Raw genomic sequence first — 16934 nt, forward strand, 5'->3', positions numbered from 1 at the left:
GACCGGTCCCTACAGGGTGACGTGGACGGAGGACTCGGGAAGCAGCTCCACGAACGCACGGGATGGCTGGACGCCGGCGCCCGTGCTCTCGGCGAAGGATTTGATGACAAACCCGGTCGCCAGGGTGTGCCACACACGGACCTTCCGGAGCATGAAGTGCCCCACGCCCTTGAGCGAGACGTATTGCATGCTCGCCGCGTCAGCGGACGCCCGGCGGGCAAAAGCCAGCGACTGCGAGGGGCTGGTCATATGGTCGGTGGTGCCATGGACGATCAACACCTTCCTGCCGGCGACCCGGTGGGCAGGGGTTTCGGGGCTCAGCCACGGTGCCAGTGCCACTACGGCCTCCACCTGCGGATGGTCGGCCGCGCACACGGCGGTCAGCCCACCCATGGAGTGGCCCAACAGGAAAATGGGAACGCCCGGGTGGCGGTCCGCGATCTGCTGCAGCGCCCAGCGGGCATCCTGCAGCGGTGACATGTCCGGGCCGTTCCAGCCGCGGACGCTGTTGCGCAGGGACCACACCGCCAGTCCCTGCTTCCTGCCGGCACGATGCAGGTGCCTGGCGAAAGGGACCATCCTGGCCGGGCTCAGGTGCCGGGCCTCCACCGGATCCCGGCTGTGGGCCTTGCCGCCGTGCAGGACCAGGACCACGCCCTGGGTGTTGCCTGATGCTTCAAGGACGCTCAGGAACGGCTGGTGGGCGGAAACACCCGCCACCTGCCCGGCCTGCACGCCGCCCTTCCCAGGTGCTCCATTGCTGCCGCCCCCATGCCCACCACGGTTGTCCATGCCAGGTTCCTCCCCATCCCGATGGTCCATTTATAAACCCTATGGCGCCGCACGTAGAGTTCAACCATGAGGTTGTACTGCTGATGGGCGCCGGTCACTCCCACTCTTCCTTGGATCATTCGGAGCCGACGCCCCAGGCGATGGCTGCCCGCAGCAAAGCGAACCGGATCCTGGCCGCTGTGCTCATTCCGCTGGCATTGCTGACCCTGGCCGGGATGGCGGCGCTCTGGCCATCCGGCAGCAAGGAAGGGGTGTCGCTCGCCAACCCGTATTCCACCGCCCCCGGCGTCACCTTCGATACCGGCACCATCCAGAATGTCGTGACCGAGAGCTGCATGCAGGGGAGCAGCCAGCAGGGGCCGGGCCAACAGGCACCCGGCCAACAGGCGACCAGCCAGCAGGGTCCGCAGCAGCCGCCGGGCCAGGGCTCGGCCTGCACGTTCGCCTACACCGAGCCGGACAAAGGCGGCAGCCCGGTCAAAGTGGTCATCAACCCGGACGTGGCCTCATCCCACGGGGTGAAGCCCGGAGACCAGATCCGCTACCTGAACCTGTCCAACGCCCAGGGGGCCGGCGGGTCCCAGGGATCGCCGGCGTACATCTTCGTGGATTTCGTCCGGACCCTGCCCATCATCCTGCTCGCCGTCCTCTACGCCGTGGTGGTCATCGCCGTTGCAAGGTGGCGCGGGCTGCGGGCCCTGATCGGGCTGGTGGGCGCATACTTCGTGCTCGCGAACTTCCTCCTCCCGGGCCTGGTGGAGGGCAAACCGCCGCTCCTGCTCGCCCTGGTGGGATCCACCGTGATCATGATCGGGGTGCTGTACTTCGCCCACGGGTTCTCCGCCCGCACGTCCACGGCGCTCCTGGGCACGGTCTTCGGGCTGGCCATCACCGCGCTGCTCGCAGCCTGGGCCACGGACGCCGCCAACCTGGCCGGCGTGGGCAGCCACGACGCCGCCACCCTGGTGAACACCTCCTCCAACATCTCCATCTCCGGAGTGATCCTCTGCGGACTCATCATCTCCGGGCTGGGCGTCCTCAACGACGTCACCATTACGCAGTCCTCGGCCGTGTGGGAGCTCTACGAACTGGCACCGGCCAGCAGCGCCCGGAAGCTGTTCACCTCCGCCATGCGGATCGGCCGCGACCACATCGCGTCCACGGTGTACACCATCGCGTTCGCCTACGCCGGAGCCGCGCTGCCCATCCTGATCATCGTCATGCTCTACGACCGGCCCCTGATGGACACCCTCACCAGCGCCGAACTCTCCGAGGAAGTCATCCGGACGCTGGTGGGTTCCATCGGGCTGGTCCTGGCCATTCCGGTCACCACGCTGATCGCCGTACTGGTGGTCAAGGCAACAGGAATCAAGGCAACGGGGGCCGCGGACGACGGCGGTCACAGCCAGCCGGAGGACGTGGCGGATACCGGGGCGCTCGCCGCAGCCGCCCTTGAGCAGCGCAGCCGGCGCACCGCCGTCGAATCCCGCGGCCTGCCCGGGGAAGAGCCGGCCACCCGCCGGGGCCGGCGGGCAGACCGCGGCTGAACCCGCGCGGACTGCCGCTTCTTGTCCTACTGGTAGTCGGCCAGCCAGAGGTCCGGGCCGAAGACTTCGTACTGGATGTCCTTCGCCCGGACACCTGCCCCCACCAGGGCGGACCGGACGGCCTGCATGAAGGGCACGGGACCGCACAGGTAATACTCGGCGTCGGACGGCAACGGGATGTCCTTGACGTTCATGAACCCCGAGTGCACCGTACCGCCGCCGCTGCCCGCGGAGGAGCCTTCTCCGTCGGGCTCCAGGAACCACGACGTAAGGGAAGCGTCAGGGAGCGCCGCAAGGTCGGCCATCACCTGGTTACGCAGGGCAAAGGAGGCCGGGGAGTCGGCCGCATGCAGGAACAGGACCTTCCGCTGCGAGCCGGACTTGACCAGGTGGGACAGCATGCCGGCCATGGGCGTAATCCCGATTCCTGCGCTCGCCAGCACCACGGGCCGGTCCGTGTATTCCAGGACGACGTCGCCGAAGGGGGCGGAGAGGGTGACCTCGTCGCCAACGTTGACGTGGTCGTGCAGGAGGTTGGACATTTCGCCGTCCGGCGCCCCCTCCGTGCGCACCCGCTTGACGGCGAAGCGCCGGTGCTGCCCGTCGTCGGCCTGCGTCAGGCTGTACTGGCGTGGCTGCAGGACGCCGTCCGGCATCTCCATCCGGAGGGTGACGTACTGTCCCGGCAGGGAGGGCTTGACTTCGCGCTCGTCGGTCCGCGCCACCACGAAACTGACAACGTCGTCCGTTTCCTGGATCTTCTCGGCCACCCGCCAGGTGCGCCACACGGTCTCGGGGCTCAGCCGGACGGCGTCGTACAGCCCCCGTTCCTTGTTGATGAGCATGTTGGCCATGAGCCAGTAGACCTCGTCCCAGGCCGCCGCCACCTCAGGAGTCACGGCGTCGCCCAGGACATCCACAATCGCCCACATCAGGTTGTCGTGCACCACCTGGTACTGCTCCGGGCTCAGGCCCAGGGAGACGTGCTTGTGCGAAATCCTGGACAGCAGGTGGTCCGGCAGATGCGTAGGGTCGTTGACCAGGAAACCGGCAAACGCGGCCACCGAACCGGCCAGCGCCTGCTGCTGCCGGCCATCGGCCTGGTTGCCCCGGTTGAACAGGCCGTTGAGCAGCTCGGGGTGTTCACCGAACATGTGCTGGTAGAAACGGGACGCTATTTCCTGGATATGCTCGCCCACCACGGGAAGGGTGGCCCGGATGACGGGATACGAGGTCTCTGACAGCATGGGTAAGTCTCCTTGAAGCGTCCTGGCTGGTGGTCCGTCCCCGCGCCACGCTAACAGCCGCCCGGACCGGGGGACAGGTACTTTGGCACTGGCCGGAAGCGCCGATTTGCCCGGCTTTGCAACAATGGACAGGTGACTGTTGCTGCAACTCCGCCCGCCCCCAAGCTGGAACTCCCGCCCCTGAAGCTGGGACCCCTCACCGTTGACACCCCGGTGATCCTCGCCCCCATGGCCGGCATCACCAACTCCGCCTTCCGCAGGCTGTGCCGTGAATACGGCGGCGGCATGTACGTGGCGGAGATGGTCACCTCCCGCGCGCTGGTGGAGCGGACCCCAGAATCACTCCGCATCATTTCGCACGACGACGACGAGAAAGTCCGCTCCGTCCAGCTCTACGGCGTGGACCCCGGCACCGTCGGCGCTGCCGTGCGGATGCTCGTGGAGGAGAACCGGGCCGACCACATCGACCTCAACTTCGGCTGCCCGGTCCCCAAGGTGACCCGGCGCGGCGGCGGCTCGGCACTGCCCTGGAAGATCGATCTCTTCACCTCGATCGTGCAGACCGCCGTCAAGGAAGCCTCCAAGGGCAATGTTCCGCTGACCATCAAAATGCGCAAGGGCATCGACGATGACCACCTGACGTACCTTGACGCCGGGCGCATCGCCCGCGACTCCGGTGTCGCCGCCGTCGCACTCCACGGCCGGACCGCCGCCCAGTTCTATTCCGGCAAGGCCGACTGGTCTGCCATCGCCCGGCTCCGCGAGGCGCTGCCCGACATCCCCGTGCTGGGCAACGGCGATATCTGGTCCGCCGAGGACGCCGTCCGCATGGTCCGCGAAACCGGCGTGGACGGCGTGGTGGTGGGCCGCGGCTGCCAGGGGCGGCCGTGGCTCTTCGGGGACCTGCAGGCAGCGTTCGAAGGCAGCGACGTCCGGCACCGCCCCAACCTGCGCCAGGTGGCCGAAGGGGTGTACCGCCACGCTGAACTCATGGTGGAGACCTTCGGTGACGAAGGCAAGGCGCTGCGTGAGATCCGCAAGCACATCGCCTGGTACTTCAAGGGCTATGTGGTGGGCGGGGAACTGCGCACCCGGCTGGCCCTGGTGACCAGCCTGGAGGTGCTCCGGGACACGCTGGCCGAACTGGACCTGGACTCGCCCTACCCCGGAGTGGACGCCGAAGGCCCCCGCGGCCGTGCCGGCTCGCCGAAAAGGCCGGCCCTGCCCAAGGACTGGCTGGACTCCCGGGCACTCAACGAGGACCAGTCCAAGGACATTGCGGCAGCAGAACTGGACGTGTCCGGTGGCTGAAGCATCGGTTGCCGGGCACCAGTCCACTGGAACCCCCACCGCGGCCCTGGCGCTGCCGGGCTACGACACGCACGATTCCGCCCGCTGGGTGGAAGAACCGCCCAAGAACACGTACCGCTCCGACTTCGAACGGGACAGGGCCCGGGTGCTGCATTCGTCCGCGCTGCGCCGGTTGGGCGCGAAAACCCAGGTTGTGGCCCCGGACACCGACGACTTCGTGCGCACCCGCCTCACGCACAGCCTGGAGGTGGCGCAGGTCGGCCGCGAACTGGGCCGGGCCCTGGGCTGCGACCCGGACGTGGTGGACACGGCCTGCCTCAGCCACGACCTCGGCCACCCGCCCTTCGGCCACAACGGCGAATCGGCCCTGAACGAGGTGGCGCACGCCATCGGCGGCTTCGAAGGCAACGCCCAGACCCTCCGCCTGCTCACCCGGCTCGAGCCAAAGGTGCTCACGGCTGACGGCCAGCCCGCGGGGCTGAACCTCACCCGCGCAAGCCTTGACGCGGCGTCGAAATACCCTTGGTCAGCCCTGGAAGCGCCGGTGATCCACGGCCAGCGGACCAGCAAGTTCGGTGCCTACGAGGACGACCTCCCCATCTTCACCTGGCTCCGCGAAGGTGCGCCGGAACGCCGGAGCTGCCTGGAAGCCCAGGTCATGGACCTCGCGGACGACATCTCCTACTCGGTGCACGACGTGGAGGACGCGATTGTTGCCGGCCACTTCCAGCTGCGCTGGATGGACAACCCGGACCACCGCGCCCGCGTGGTGGGCTACGCCAAGCAGTGGTACCTGCCGCACAACGACCCCGCGGCCATCGATGCCGCCCTGGCCCGGCTGGAGGCCACGGACGTCTGGGTGCGCGAGGCCGATGGCAGCCGTAAATCCATGGCCGCGCTGAAGAACATGACCAGCCAGCTGATTGGCCGGTTCTGCCAGAGCGCCCTGGAAACCACCCGCGCCGTCTATGGGCCGGAAAACCTCACGCGCTATAACGCAGAACTGATGGTTCCCGACGAAACCGTCATGGAAATTGCGGTGATGAAGGGCTTGGCCACCACGTTCGTGATGACCACCGAGCACCGGCAGCCCATCTACGAGCGGCAGCGGGAAGTGCTCCACGCCCTGGTTACCGCCCTCAGCGCCACGGGGGACCGGCACCTGGAGCCGATGTTCGCGGCGGACTGGCGGGCGGCGGACGACGACGGCGCGCGCCTTCGCGTGGTCATCGACCAGGTGGCGTCGCTGACCGACGGGTCCGCCCTGGCCATGTACGAGCGCCTGGTGGGAAGCCTGCCCTCGCTCTGGTGACCAGCCCGGGTGTGGCCGGACATCCGCCCGATCAACAGCTTCCTTAAAGCATCTTCACAGGAAGGAGGCGCACCATGGGAGGAAAGACAGGCCGCTAGGAACGGGAGCTGGTCATGAGTACTCGCAGCAGGGGCAAGCGCCTTGCCACCGGGATCACCGCGGCCGTGGGCGTTGGCAGCTTCGCCGCCGCCGGGGTAGCGGCATCCGCCGTCTACGCCGCAACGCCCTCCGTGATCGCCAGGACCACACCCGCCACGGACACCAGCACCACCCAGCCAAGCACGCCCCAATCCGGATCGGCCCGCTCCGACGGCGACGACCGCGGGACCACCAAGAACAACACCTCACGCCGTTCGAAGACGTACGGCAGTTCCGGCAGCACCACACCGGTCCAGCCCGGCAAGGGCAGCACCGTCCATGGCCGGTCCTCGGGGTCCTGAGATGGCAGGCTCCGGCAGGGCCGCTGCCGGCGCAGCCGGCACCAGGGCCGCCGAACACCGTTCACGCGGGGGAAGCAATCCACCGGCGGACAACACTGCACAGGCCAGGTGGACTGTCTGGGAACTTGAGGCATCCGTTACCGTCACCGATCCGGAAATGCTCGCCGCAGCCGAAGAGGCCGTTCGCGGCGTCGTGGCTGCGGTCGACCTCGCCTGCAGCCGCTTCCGGGAAGACTCCGAATTGATGAGGGTCCAGTCCCGGATGCCGCAGGGCGTTGGCATCAGCCCCCTGTTCCGGCTTCTGCTCGAGCGCGCGCTGGACGCGGCCCGGCTCACCGGCGGCGATGTGGACCCCACCCTCGGAGCTGAGTTGGCGGCCTTGGGCCATGGCCCGGAATGGCAGAGGCCCGGCCTCACCAGCATCCCGGTGTCGCCGCAGCCCGCACCTCCCCGGCAGTCTTCGGTACCGCGGGCACCCGGCTGGTCCCGCCTGGACCTCGACACCTCGACCCTGACCCTCCCGCCCGGCCTCCGCCTGGACCTGGGGGCAACAGCAAAGGCAGTCGCAGCCGACCTCGCCGCTGCCGCCGTGCACCAAGCACTGGGCTGCGGGGTGCTCGTCAGCCTGGGCGGTGACCTGGCCAGCGCAGGCCCGGGGCCGCAGGAGGACGGCGGGCCGGGCCAGTGGCAGGTCATGGTGCAGGACCTCCCTGCCGACCCGTGCCAGCAGGTTTCCCTGGCCCCGGGCTTTGCCCTGGCCACCTCCAGTACGCAGAAGCGCCGCTGGAAGCACCAGGGGACCGACGTGCACCACATCCTTGACCCCCGTTTTGGCCTGCCTGCCGAGCCGGTCTGGCGTTCGGTGACCGTTGCCGCCCCCACCTGCCTGGAAGCGAACGCATTCAGCACGGCGGCAGTCGTCCGCGGCTTCGCTGCCGTGGACTGGTTCCGGAGCGAAGGGATCGCTGCCCGCCTGGTGGACAGCCGGGGCAGGGTCATCACCACCGGGGAATGGCCCGCCGAAAGCGGCAGCCCGGCCCTGGCCGCCGGCGGAAGCTCCCCTGCCGGGGGTGGCCGCCGTGGATGAGGCAATGTGGGCCTTTGGGCGGGTCAGCGGCTTCGTGTCCCTGGCACTGTTCACCGCGTCCGTGCTGCTGGGGATCCTCAACAGGTCCGGCCGCCCGCTGATGGTGCTGCCCCGGTTCTCCATCAGCCTCCTGCACCGGAACATTGCGCTGCTCGCCACGGTGTTCCTGGGGCTGCACGTGGGATCCCTGCTCCTGGACTCGTTTGCCAAGCTGAACCCGGTGGACATCGTCGTCCCGTTCCTGGGCTCGTACCAGCCGTTTTGGCAGGGGCTGGGGACGGTGGCCCTGGACCTCGTGCTCGCGGTGGTGGTGACGGGCCTGCTGCGGCACCGGATCGGGCAGCGCAGCTTCAAAGCCGTGCACTGGCTCAGCTACGGCGTCTGGCCGGTGGCCATGGCGCACGCCCTCGGCAACGGCACCGACGTCTCCAGCGGATGGTTCCTCCTGCTGGCCGTCGCGTCAGCGGTCGCCGTGGCGGCGGCCCTGCTGTGGCGCCTGAGCCCCTCCTTCCTCGAAACCTCCCATGCCAGGCAAGGAAACGTTCCGTGACCCACCCCCATGACACCCACCAGCCGGTGCCACTCCACCCGGAACAGGACAGCCTGCGCCAGCAACCGAGGCTGCTGGCCGCTGGCCCTGACGCAGGCTGGTCGCAGCATGTTCAGGCGTTTGGGCCCTGGGAAGCGCAGGCTGCCGGACCAGGGCTGCTGGACACCCTTGCCGCGGCCGGGCTCACCGGCCGGGGCGGCGCCGCGTTCGAAACCTGGCGCAAGGCCAGTGCCGCTGCAGGGTCCGGTCGGAAAGGCATGTTTGCTGCCCGGCCGGTGGTGATTGCGAATGGTGCAGAAGGCGAACCCCTGAGCTTCAAGGACCGGACCCTCCTCGCCCATGCACCCCACCTGGTCATCGACGGACTCGTGGCCCTCGCCGAAGCATTGGGCGGCGCAAGCATGTACATGTACGCGCCGGCGGCCGGTCTTCCCCGCGTTGAACAGGCCGTCGGCGAACGTCCCCGGGGCAAGCGGATCCGCATGGTCCAGGCTCCTGAAACCTTTATCTCCGGTGAGTCGAGCGCCGTCGTCAACATGATTGCCAACGGCAGTGCCGTCCCCACGGACCAGCGGCGCCGCCTCAGCGAATCCGGCCTCAACGGGCGGCCCACGCTGGTGGTCAATGTCGAGACCCTTGCCCAGGTTGCCCTGATCGCCCGTTACGGGGCGCCGTGGTTCCGCCAAATGGGGACTGCGGCGGACCCCGGCACCCGGCTCGTGTCCGTTTCCGGGCCTGCGCCAGTACCGGACGTGGTGCTGGAAGTGCCCGGCGGTGCGCAACTTTCCGCGGTCCTCCAGGAGGCGGGGATGGACCCTGCCGCCCTGTCCGCCGTCCTGGTGGGTGGCTACCACGGGCGGTGGGTGCGGCCCGCCGCCCACGCGCTCTCTCCAGCGGGGCTGCCCGGCCGGACCGTCCGGCCGGGGGCAGGCGTGATCCATGCCCTGGACCTGCAGTCGTGCGGCATCCAGGCCACGGCCAGGATCGTCAGTTACCTGGCCGACCAGTCAGCCCGGCAATGCGGCCCCTGCATGTTCGGGCTGCCAGCCATGGCGTCCATCCTCAACCGGATCGCCGGCGGGGAAACCAACCATCGGCTTGCTTCCGAGCTGGACCGGCTGGGAAAGCTGGTTTCGGGACGTGGCGCGTGCCGTCACCCGGAGGGGACCACCGGCCTGGTCAGCAGCGCCCTCGAGGTCTTCGCCGGGGACTTCCGCGCCCACCTTTCCGGCTACTGCACGGGCCCGGGAGGGGCGGCGGCATGAAAACCCACCTGCATATCGATTGGACCAGCTGCGACGGCCGCGGACTGTGTGTGGAGCTGCTTCCCGGCGTACTTGACCGGGACGACTGGGGGTACCCGGTGGCACGAGGGAAGGTGGGCCGGGACCGGACAGACATTCCGCTGCGTGACGCCGACCGGGAAGCGGCGCAGGAGGCCGTCATCCTGTGCCCCAAGCTGGCCCTGAGCCTGCTCGAGGGAAAGGCGCCGGAACCGGAGAAGCGGGCGCCGGGGACGTGAAGCCGGTCGGTGACACTAAGATTGCTGTGTGGCTGGGCTGATTAAACGTGAAGATATTGACGAAGTACGCCAGCGCACGGACATCAAGGAAGTGGTTGACGGCTACGTCACGCTCAAGGGCGCGGGGCTGGGAACCTTCAAGGGTCTGTGCCCCTTCCACGACGAGCGCTCGCCGTCCTTCACCGTCCGTCCACAGGTAGGCCGCTACCACTGCTTCGGCTGCGGCGAGGACGGTGACGTCATCGCCTTCGTCCAGAAGCAGGACCACAGCTCCTTCCAGGAGGCCGTGGAGAAGCTCGCCTCCCGGATCGGCTACGAGCTCCGCTACGAGGACGGCGGCACCGGCCCCAACCGGGAGGAAGTGGGCCGCCGCCAGCGGCTGCTGGACGCACACAAGATCGCGGACGAATTCTTCCGGGCCCAGATGCTCACGCCCGGCGCGGCCACGGCCCGCAACTTCCTGTTTGGCCGCGGCTTCGACCGGGCCGCCGCGGAACACTTCGGCTGCGGGTACGCCCCCCAGGGGTGGGATGCGCTCCTGAAGCACCTCCGCGGCCGCGGCTTCACTGACGCCGAGCTCAAGCTCACCGGCATGTTCAGTGAAGGAAACCGGGGCATCTACGACCGTTTCCGCGGCCGCCTGATCTGGCCCATCAAGGACATGGCCGGCGACACCATCGGCTTCGGTGCGCGCAAGCTGTACGAGGACGACCAGGGTCCCAAGTACCTCAACACCCCGGAGACCACCCTCTATAAGAAGTCCCAGGTCCTCTACGGCATCGACCTGGCGAAGAAAAGCATCGCCAAGGACCGGCAGCTGGTGGTGGTGGAGGGCTACACCGACGTCATGGCCTGCCACCTTGCAGGAATTACGACGGCGGTAGCCACCTGCGGCACGGCGTTCGGCACCGAACACATCAAGATCGCCCGCCGGCTTTTGTCCGACGACGGCACCGGGGGAGAAGTGGTGTTCACCTTCGACGGCGACGCCGCCGGGCAGAAGGCCGCCCTGCGGGCCTTCGAAGAGGACCAGCGCTTCACCGCCCAGACCTTCGTGGCCGTGGAACCCACGGGCGCCGATCCCTGCGACCTGCGCCTCAGCCGTGGGGATGACGCGGTGCACGCCCTGATCCAGTCCCGCCGGCCGCTGTTCGAATTTGCCATCCGCAGCACCTTGAAGCAATTCAACCTCGACACCGTTGAGGGCCGTGTCCAGGGCCTCAAGGCCTCGGTGCCGGTGGTGGCCGCCATCCGCGACGCCTCCACCCGGACAGGGTATTGCCAGGCGCTGACCGGCTGGCTGGGCATGCCGGACCCCAACGAGGTCCTGCGGATGGTCAACGCCGAAGTGACGAACGCCGGAAAGCGCGGCGAACCGGGACGGTCCCCGGCTCCGGGCCAGCCGCAGCCAGGCGGCCCCTCCCGCCCGGTCCCTGCCCAGTCCGGGGCGCCGGGCGTAGCTGCCGGGCCGTCGTCGGGTGTTGTCCCGTCCTTCCACCGGCCGGACCCCCGCGATCCCGTGGCCTCCATGGAGCGGCAGGCGCTGGAGGTGGCGCTGCAGCAGCCTGCGCTGCTGGCCGGCGGGGTTTGGGACCGCTTTGCCGCTGCCCGGTTCGCCATCCCTGCCTTCCAGGCCGTCCACGACGCCATGCGCGCCACCGGCCCCGGCCTGACCGTTGACCCCGTGCGCTGGGTGGAACACGTGATGCACGAGGTTCCTGAGCCCCTCCGGCCGCTGGTATCCGAACTCGCCGTCGTGCCGCTGCCGGCCCATACCGAGGAAGCGGTCCTGAAGTACTGCCGCGACATCCTGTCCCGGCTGTTCGAACTGCAGATCACCCGGGTCAAGGCGGACAAAATGGGCCAGTTGCAGCGCCTTGACGCGGCGGCGGACCCGGAAACCTACCAGCGGCTCAACCGGGAACTGATGATGCTGGAAATGGAACGCAGGGCCCTGCGGGCCGAGGCGTAGTGGTGGCCCGGGCCGCGGACCCGGGGTGGGCCACGTCACGGCCGTCCGATTTCATTTCCCCGCCAGGTGTTTGCTAGGCTGGTACCCGCTTCATTCCTCCTTAGCTCAATTGGCAGAGCATTCGACTGTTAATCGAAGGGTTGCTGGTTCAAGTCCAGCAGGAGGAGCTTCCAATCCCCGTTCCGGCCTCCGGAACGGGGATTTTTGTTTCCCGGCAGGGGAGTTTGGGCGCCGGAAACTGCCGATTTCCCTGTGCCGGAATCCTTTGCTAATGTCATACCTGCTTCATTCCTCCTTAGCTCAATTGGCAGAGCATTCGACTGTTAATCGAAGGGTTGCTGGTTCAAGTCCAGCAGGAGGAGCGCAACGAAAAATCCCCGTTCCTCCGGTTGGAGGAGCGGGGATTTTTCTTTTGCGGCGCTGCAGTGGATCAGACAAAGTCCATCTCCACCTGCAGGAACCTTTCCGCCTCGGCGATGGCCGCCTGGAAGGCTTCCTGCTCGGTTGGCGACTTCCGGGGTTCGCGGGGGTTCCATTCGTGCGGAGCGGAGTGGATCCTCACGAAGCCGGCGTCCGGGGGAGCGTAGAAGATGCCGAACCGCTGCACCGGCCATTCAGGGGAGGTTTCCGGCGCCACCAGCAGGGCCGCGTTGAAGGCGGGATTGAACCATTGGGCGATGGGCCGGCGCCGGTCTTCGGTGAACAGTCCCGCGGCGTACAGGGCCGCCGACTGTTGTCCTGCCTGCGCACACAGCCGCTCCCACCACAGTGGCAGGATCCGGGCGTCGCACCGTTGCCATGTGGCCGGAAGTGGCGGTTGGTTCTGCCAGTTGGGCACGGCATCATTTTATCGCGGTCGGGACCCGGACGGCAGGGAAAGCCGCACCGGACCGGCCACAACAATCAGTGCGGGAAGTTCAGCGGCGCCGGCGGGAGCCCGGGTTGACCCGGTACAGGAGCGCGGCGCCCGCCAGCGTCCCCAGGATGATGCCCCAGGCCGGGTTTCCCACGGCGCGGCCGGCGAAGTAGCCCACGACGGCGCCGAGCACCGCCCCGAGGAACAGTCCCCGTCCGTTGCGTTGCGGTTTGCGGCTCACGGGCTGCCTTTCGATTGGAGGCGGGGGGTGTCATGCGCCCCCGATGATGGCCTGGCTCAGTGGATCGAGGGTACCGTGCGCGGCCGGACCACCAGCCATAGTGCGGCGGCCGCCAGGAGGATGCAGGCTGCCTGCACCCCGCCCATGGGCGCGGCGCTGGTGATGCCGAGCCAGCCCACCACCGGGGAAATGAGCCCGGCCATCAGGAACGTCGCGGCGCCCAGGAGCGACGCTGCCGTTCCCGCCTGGGCTGCGTGCCCGGCCAGGGCGAGCACCTGGAAGCAGGGGAACATGAAGCCGGTGCCCAGGATGTAGAACCACAGCGGGACCATGACGCCCCACAGCCCCAGGCCCGCCCGGTCGAAGACCACGATCAACAGGGCCATCAGGAACATCCATGCCGTGGCGCCGGCCAGGATCCATTGGGGCGGAACGATCCGGATGAGCCGCGAACTGGTCTGCACGCCGGCCACGATGCCCAGGGAGTTGACGCCGAAGAGCAGGCCGTACTGCTGGGCCGAGAACCCGAAGACGTCCTGGAACAGGAATGGCGAGGCCGACAGGTAGGTGAACAGGCCGCCGAAATTGAATCCCGCAACCATCAGCAGCCCTACGAAGATCCGGTCGCTGAACAGCGCCTTGTAGCGTTGCCCGGCTGTCATGCCGGTCCGGCCCCGTTTCTCCGGCGGCAGCGTTTCACGCACCAGGAGGAGCGCGGCCACGATCACCAGGGTTCCGTAGGCTGCCAGGAACACGAAGATGCCCGGCCACGGCATCACCAGGAGGAGCTGTGAACCGATGACAGGGGCAAGGATGGGCGCCAGCCCGTTGACCAGGGACATCCTGGAGAACATGCGCACCATGGCGTAACCGGAAAACAGGTCGCGGACCATGGCCATGGCCACCACGCCGCCGCCGGCCGCGCCAACCCCCATCAGCACGCGGAAGATTCCCAGCGTGGTGATGTCGGCGGACACTGCGGCGCCCAGCGATGCCACGATGTGCAGTGCCGTGGCCAGGATCAGAGGAGTCCTGCGGCCGAACTTGTCGCTGAAGGGACCCACCACCAGCTGCCCGAACGCGAAGCCGACCGTGGTGCCGGCCAGGGTGAGCTGCACCTGGGCCTCCGTTACCCCCAGGCTTGCCTCCAGCGCCGGAAAGGCGGGCAGGTAGAGGTCGATGGTAAATGGACCAAGGGCGGTCAGGGCGCCCAACAGGAGGATGTACAGGAGCTTCCGGCGGCGGCTCAGCAGGTCGCCCGGATTGGGGGGATTGGTCACGGAGAACAATCCTAGGCCCGCCCGGGCCCGTTTTTGCAGCGTTGTAGGCCGCGCCCACCGGCAAGCCCCCAAGTTCGCCCTGAACCTGAATGGTAGTTTTGGTGGCGTGGACTGTGCGGCTGCACATTCCACACCCAACGGATGCAGTATCGACCCATGAACCAGTAAGGCGGAACCGATGAGCGGACGTCACAGCGGGCGTACCAGCCCGGGATTGCGCATCACTGCGCTGCCCGGAACGGCAAGACTCCTTTTCCGGTTGGCCCCCCGCCAGCTCAACGACGAGATCGCCTTCGCCAAGATCGAACTCAAGCGCAAGGGTATCCAGGTGGGGGTGGCCGCGGCCTTCTTCGCCGTCGCGCTGCTCTTCCTCGCATTCCTGGTGGTCGGACTGATCGTTGCGGCCATCATGGGCCTGGCCACCATCATGCCCGCCTGGCTGGCAGCCCTCCTGGTCTCCGCCGCTTTCCTGCTGATAGCCCTCATCGGCGGCCTTGTTGGCCTCGCAAGGTTCAAGAAGGCCATGCCGCTGATGCCGGAAGAGACCATCCGAGGCATCAGGCACGATATTGGGGTGGCCCGCGAGGGCTCGGCCTTCAACCCGGCCATCCTTGACCCGGAGAGCCCCGAGGCCAAGGCTGCCAAGGCCGCCAAGGCCGAGGCAGCTTCCAAGGCCAAGGCGGAGAAGGAAGCCAAGGCCGCCCAGCACGAGCAGGAATTCCCGCACGCGTCCGAAGCCGACCTGGTACGCCGCCTGAGCCAGCGCCGCCACCACCTCACCGAAGTCCGGGACGAACTCGGCACGGAGCTGGACGTGAAGACCCAGGCCCGCTACCTCCTCGCCGCCGCCCAGGTCAAGGCGCGTGAGGGCCAGGTGCTGGCGCGGCACGGCGTGGAATCGGCGGGGCAGCGGTTCGCCGCCGTGTCCGGCTCCGCCGACCTGTCCAGGCGCTGGAAGCCGCTGGCTGCCTTCGTCGCGGCAGGCACGGTCCTGGTGGTCCTCCTGCGCAGGCTTTTCCGCGCCAACTAGGTCCCCGGCCGGGCAAGCCACGTTCCGGCGGACGCGTTTTCCGGCCCTGCAGGCATGGGCCACCAGGGCATGACAGTAAGACTGCGCCGCAGCGCAGCAGGAAGGAGAGGGGGACGGGTGAAGTTCATTGGTGCAGGCGCCCGCCCCGGCCGTCCCCAGGTGGACCATGACCGCGTGGTTACCATCCCCAACCTGCTCACCGTGGTGCGGTTCATGGGCGTTCCGCTCTTCATCTGGCTTGTGCTGGCCCAGAAGGAATATTGGGCCGGCGTGGTCGTCCTGGCTGTCATGGCGGGGACGGACTGGATCGACGGCTACATCGCCCGCCGGTTCGACCAAGCCTCCAAGCTTGGGCGGGTCCTTGACCCCATTGCCGACCGCCTGGCCCTGCTGGCGGTGGCCTTCACGCTGGTGATTGCCGGCGTCGTGCATTGGCTGTACCTGGCGGCACTGGTGATTCCCGATGCCGTCCTGCTGGTATTGACGCTCTCCCTCTTCCACGGACACCCGGACCTTCCGGTCAGCGCGGTGGGCAAGGTGCGGACCGGGCTGCTGTTGTTGGGGACGCCCCTGCTGCTCCTCTCCCGACTGGATACCGGTATGTCCGCCACGCTCCTCACTGCCGCCTGGGTGGTGCTGGGCCTGGGCCTGGTGGGCCACTGGATTGCCGCGTACAACTACTTCTGGGCCATGCTGCGCAAGGACCGGGAACAACAACAGCACGACGGCGGGAACGGCTGATGGTGTGGCTTGCCGTCGGCCTGGCGGTGCTTGGCGCCTTCTGCCTTGCCCTGGGTGCCCAGCGCCAGGGGAGCGCCGTCAAGGCCGACACCGGCGGCCTGGCCCTCAGCTCCAACGGTTTCCTGCGCCTCCTGCGCAACCCCCGGTGGATGCTGGGGCTCCTGCTGCTGTGCACCGGCATGGCCATGAATGCCGTAGCCCTGGTCTCCGCGCCGCTGACGGTGATCCAGCCCATCGGTGCCATTGCCCTGGTGATCACCACAGTGGTCAACGCCCGGGACCAGGACCTGACCATCAACCGCGCCACGGCCGTCTCCATCGCCGCGTGCGTCACTGGATCCGCGCTCTTCGTTCTCCTGGCGGTCAACGTGACCCAGGAGAACCACCATGTCAGCCCTGAAGACGAGCTCACCATTGTGCTGCTCCTTGCCTTGGCGGTGGGGCTGTTCGGCACGCTGGCTGTAACGTTCAAGCACCGGATGAACGCGTTTATCTATATCCTCGGCGCCGGCATTCTGTTCGGTTTCGTGGCAGTGCTCACCCGGATCATCGGCAAGCACCTCCTGGACCCGAACGGGCTCTTCCTGCTGAACGTCCAGTGGTATTCCGTGGTGGCCATCATCGCCGCCGGGGGGCTGGGGTCATGGTTCGTGCAGAGTGCCTACTCCACCGGGCCGCCGGACCTGGTAATCGCCGGGCTCACGGTGGTCGACCCCATGGTGGGTATTGCCATCGGCGTCATCATCCTGGGTGAACTGCGGCCGGACGTCCATGCGGTCATGGCTATTGCAATGGGAACGGCGGCCTGCCTTGCTATCGTTGGAGTCATCGCCCTTTCCCGGCACCACCCGGAAGTCACCAAGCGCAAGAAGGACGCGCGGAAGGCTTCCGGAAAGCCCACCCACTAGTCCATTTCCCGTCCAACTTCGCCAGTCATCCCACGAAGCCCTGCGCCCCTGCGCCAGTGGCCAACCGTGCTGTCAGTTCCACGCTGTCCGCACCGTGA

At 67.9% G+C, this 16934-nt stretch carries 17 protein-coding genes and 2 tRNA genes; 14 read left to right on the top strand and 5 right to left on the bottom strand.

Annotated features, from left to right (window positions below):
• Positions 1–9 precede the first annotated feature (9 nt).
• Positions 10–792, bottom strand: a complete 783-nt coding sequence (locus ACZ9J7_RS13965; RefSeq protein WP_476210217.1) for an alpha/beta hydrolase — start codon at positions 790–792, stop codon at positions 10–12.
• Positions 793–932: 140 nt separating this feature from the next.
• Here ACZ9J7_RS13965 and ACZ9J7_RS13970 point away from each other — a divergent pair, with 140 nt between their 5' ends.
• On the top strand, positions 933–2339 hold the full coding sequence (locus tag ACZ9J7_RS13970; protein WP_476211859.1) for a YibE/F family protein: 1407 nt from the start codon (positions 933–935) through the stop codon (positions 2337–2339).
• A 26-nt stretch (positions 2340–2365) separates the two neighbouring features.
• On the opposite strand, the gene ACZ9J7_RS13975 is transcribed toward ACZ9J7_RS13970, so the two are convergent.
• Positions 2366–3586 carry a globin domain-containing protein gene (locus ACZ9J7_RS13975; protein ID WP_476210219.1) on the bottom strand — a complete coding sequence of 407 codons (1221 nt, stop codon included), beginning with the start codon at positions 3584–3586 and terminating at the stop codon, positions 2366–2368.
• Positions 3587–3718: 132 nt separating this feature from the next.
• Between ACZ9J7_RS13975 and dusB the strand changes: the two genes are divergently transcribed.
• The 10 genes from dusB (at position 3719) to ACZ9J7_RS14025 (ending at position 12142) form a co-directional block, all read left to right on the top strand.
• Entirely contained in the window at positions 3719–4897 is a 1179-nt protein-coding gene (gene dusB / locus ACZ9J7_RS13980; protein ID WP_476210220.1) for a tRNA dihydrouridine synthase DusB, read from the top strand.
• A complete protein-coding gene (locus tag ACZ9J7_RS13985; protein ID WP_476210222.1) occupies positions 4890–6209 on the top strand; it encodes a deoxyguanosinetriphosphate triphosphohydrolase in 1320 nt (439 codons plus the stop codon). The genes dusB and ACZ9J7_RS13985 overlap by 8 nt, the downstream gene beginning before the upstream one ends.
• Positions 6210–6322: 113 nt before the next feature.
• Positions 6323–6649: a hypothetical protein gene (locus ACZ9J7_RS13990; protein ID WP_476210224.1), complete on the top strand. Its 327-nt coding sequence runs from the start codon at positions 6323–6325 to the stop codon at positions 6647–6649.
• Position 6650: 1 nt separating this feature from the next.
• Positions 6651–7736 (top strand): FAD:protein FMN transferase, encoded by a 1086-nt coding sequence (locus ACZ9J7_RS13995; RefSeq protein ID WP_476210225.1) that lies wholly within the window; start codon positions 6651–6653, stop codon positions 7734–7736.
• The gene (locus ACZ9J7_RS14000; RefSeq protein WP_476210226.1) at positions 7729–8286 is read left to right on the top strand and encodes a ferric reductase-like transmembrane domain-containing protein; all 558 of its coding nucleotides are present in this window, start codon (positions 7729–7731) and stop codon (positions 8284–8286) included. Before ACZ9J7_RS13995 ends, ACZ9J7_RS14000 begins: the two co-directional genes overlap by 8 nt.
• A complete protein-coding gene (locus ACZ9J7_RS14005) occupies positions 8283–9551 on the top strand; it encodes an NADH-ubiquinone oxidoreductase-F iron-sulfur binding region domain-containing protein (protein WP_476210227.1) in 1269 nt (422 codons plus the stop codon). The genes ACZ9J7_RS14000 and ACZ9J7_RS14005 overlap by 4 nt, the downstream gene beginning before the upstream one ends.
• Positions 9548–9808, top strand: coding sequence for a ferredoxin (locus ACZ9J7_RS14010; protein WP_476210229.1), 261 nt, complete (start codon positions 9548–9550; stop codon positions 9806–9808). Before ACZ9J7_RS14005 ends, ACZ9J7_RS14010 begins: the two co-directional genes overlap by 4 nt.
• A gap of 28 nt (positions 9809–9836) precedes the next feature.
• Positions 9837–11780, top strand: a complete 1944-nt coding sequence (dnaG, locus tag ACZ9J7_RS14015) for a DNA primase (protein WP_476210230.1) — start codon at positions 9837–9839, stop codon at positions 11778–11780.
• Between the two features lie 94 nt (positions 11781–11874).
• Positions 11875–11947: transfer RNA gene (locus ACZ9J7_RS14020), tRNA-Asn, on the top strand.
• A gap of 122 nt (positions 11948–12069) precedes the next feature.
• Positions 12070–12142 (top strand) — tRNA-Asn (locus ACZ9J7_RS14025).
• A gap of 68 nt (positions 12143–12210) precedes the next feature.
• Here the strand turns inward: ACZ9J7_RS14025 and ACZ9J7_RS14030 are convergent.
• The 3 genes from ACZ9J7_RS14030 to ACZ9J7_RS14040 form a co-directional block, all read right to left on the bottom strand.
• Positions 12211–12618 carry a hypothetical protein gene (locus ACZ9J7_RS14030; protein WP_476210231.1) on the bottom strand — a complete coding sequence of 136 codons (408 nt, stop codon included), beginning with the start codon at positions 12616–12618 and terminating at the stop codon, positions 12211–12213.
• 79 nt (positions 12619–12697) lie between these two features.
• On the bottom strand, positions 12698–12877 hold the full coding sequence (locus ACZ9J7_RS14035; RefSeq protein ID WP_476210233.1) for a glycine zipper 2TM domain-containing protein: 180 nt from the start codon (positions 12875–12877) through the stop codon (positions 12698–12700).
• A gap of 56 nt (positions 12878–12933) precedes the next feature.
• Positions 12934–14157, bottom strand: a complete 1224-nt coding sequence (locus tag ACZ9J7_RS14040) for a multidrug effflux MFS transporter (protein ID WP_476210235.1) — start codon at positions 14155–14157, stop codon at positions 12934–12936.
• Between the two features lie 178 nt (positions 14158–14335).
• On the opposite strand from ACZ9J7_RS14040, the gene ACZ9J7_RS14045 reads away from it, so the two are divergent.
• The 3 genes from ACZ9J7_RS14045 to ACZ9J7_RS14055 all read left to right on the top strand — a co-directional run bounded on the left by ACZ9J7_RS14045 (position 14336) and on the right by ACZ9J7_RS14055 (position 16836).
• Positions 14336–15187, top strand: a complete 852-nt coding sequence (locus ACZ9J7_RS14045; RefSeq protein WP_476210237.1) for a phage holin family protein — start codon at positions 14336–14338, stop codon at positions 15185–15187.
• Between the two features lie 117 nt (positions 15188–15304).
• Complete coding sequence (locus ACZ9J7_RS14050; RefSeq protein WP_476210238.1) at positions 15305–15928, top strand: CDP-alcohol phosphatidyltransferase family protein; 624 nt, start codon at positions 15305–15307, stop codon at positions 15926–15928.
• On the top strand, positions 15928–16836 hold the full coding sequence (locus ACZ9J7_RS14055) for a DMT family transporter (protein ID WP_476210239.1): 909 nt from the start codon (positions 15928–15930) through the stop codon (positions 16834–16836). Before ACZ9J7_RS14050 ends, ACZ9J7_RS14055 begins: the two co-directional genes overlap by 1 nt.
• Positions 16837–16934: the final 98 nt, after the last annotated feature.

The sequence above is a fragment of the Pseudarthrobacter sp. TE9888 genome (assembly GCF_056279345.1).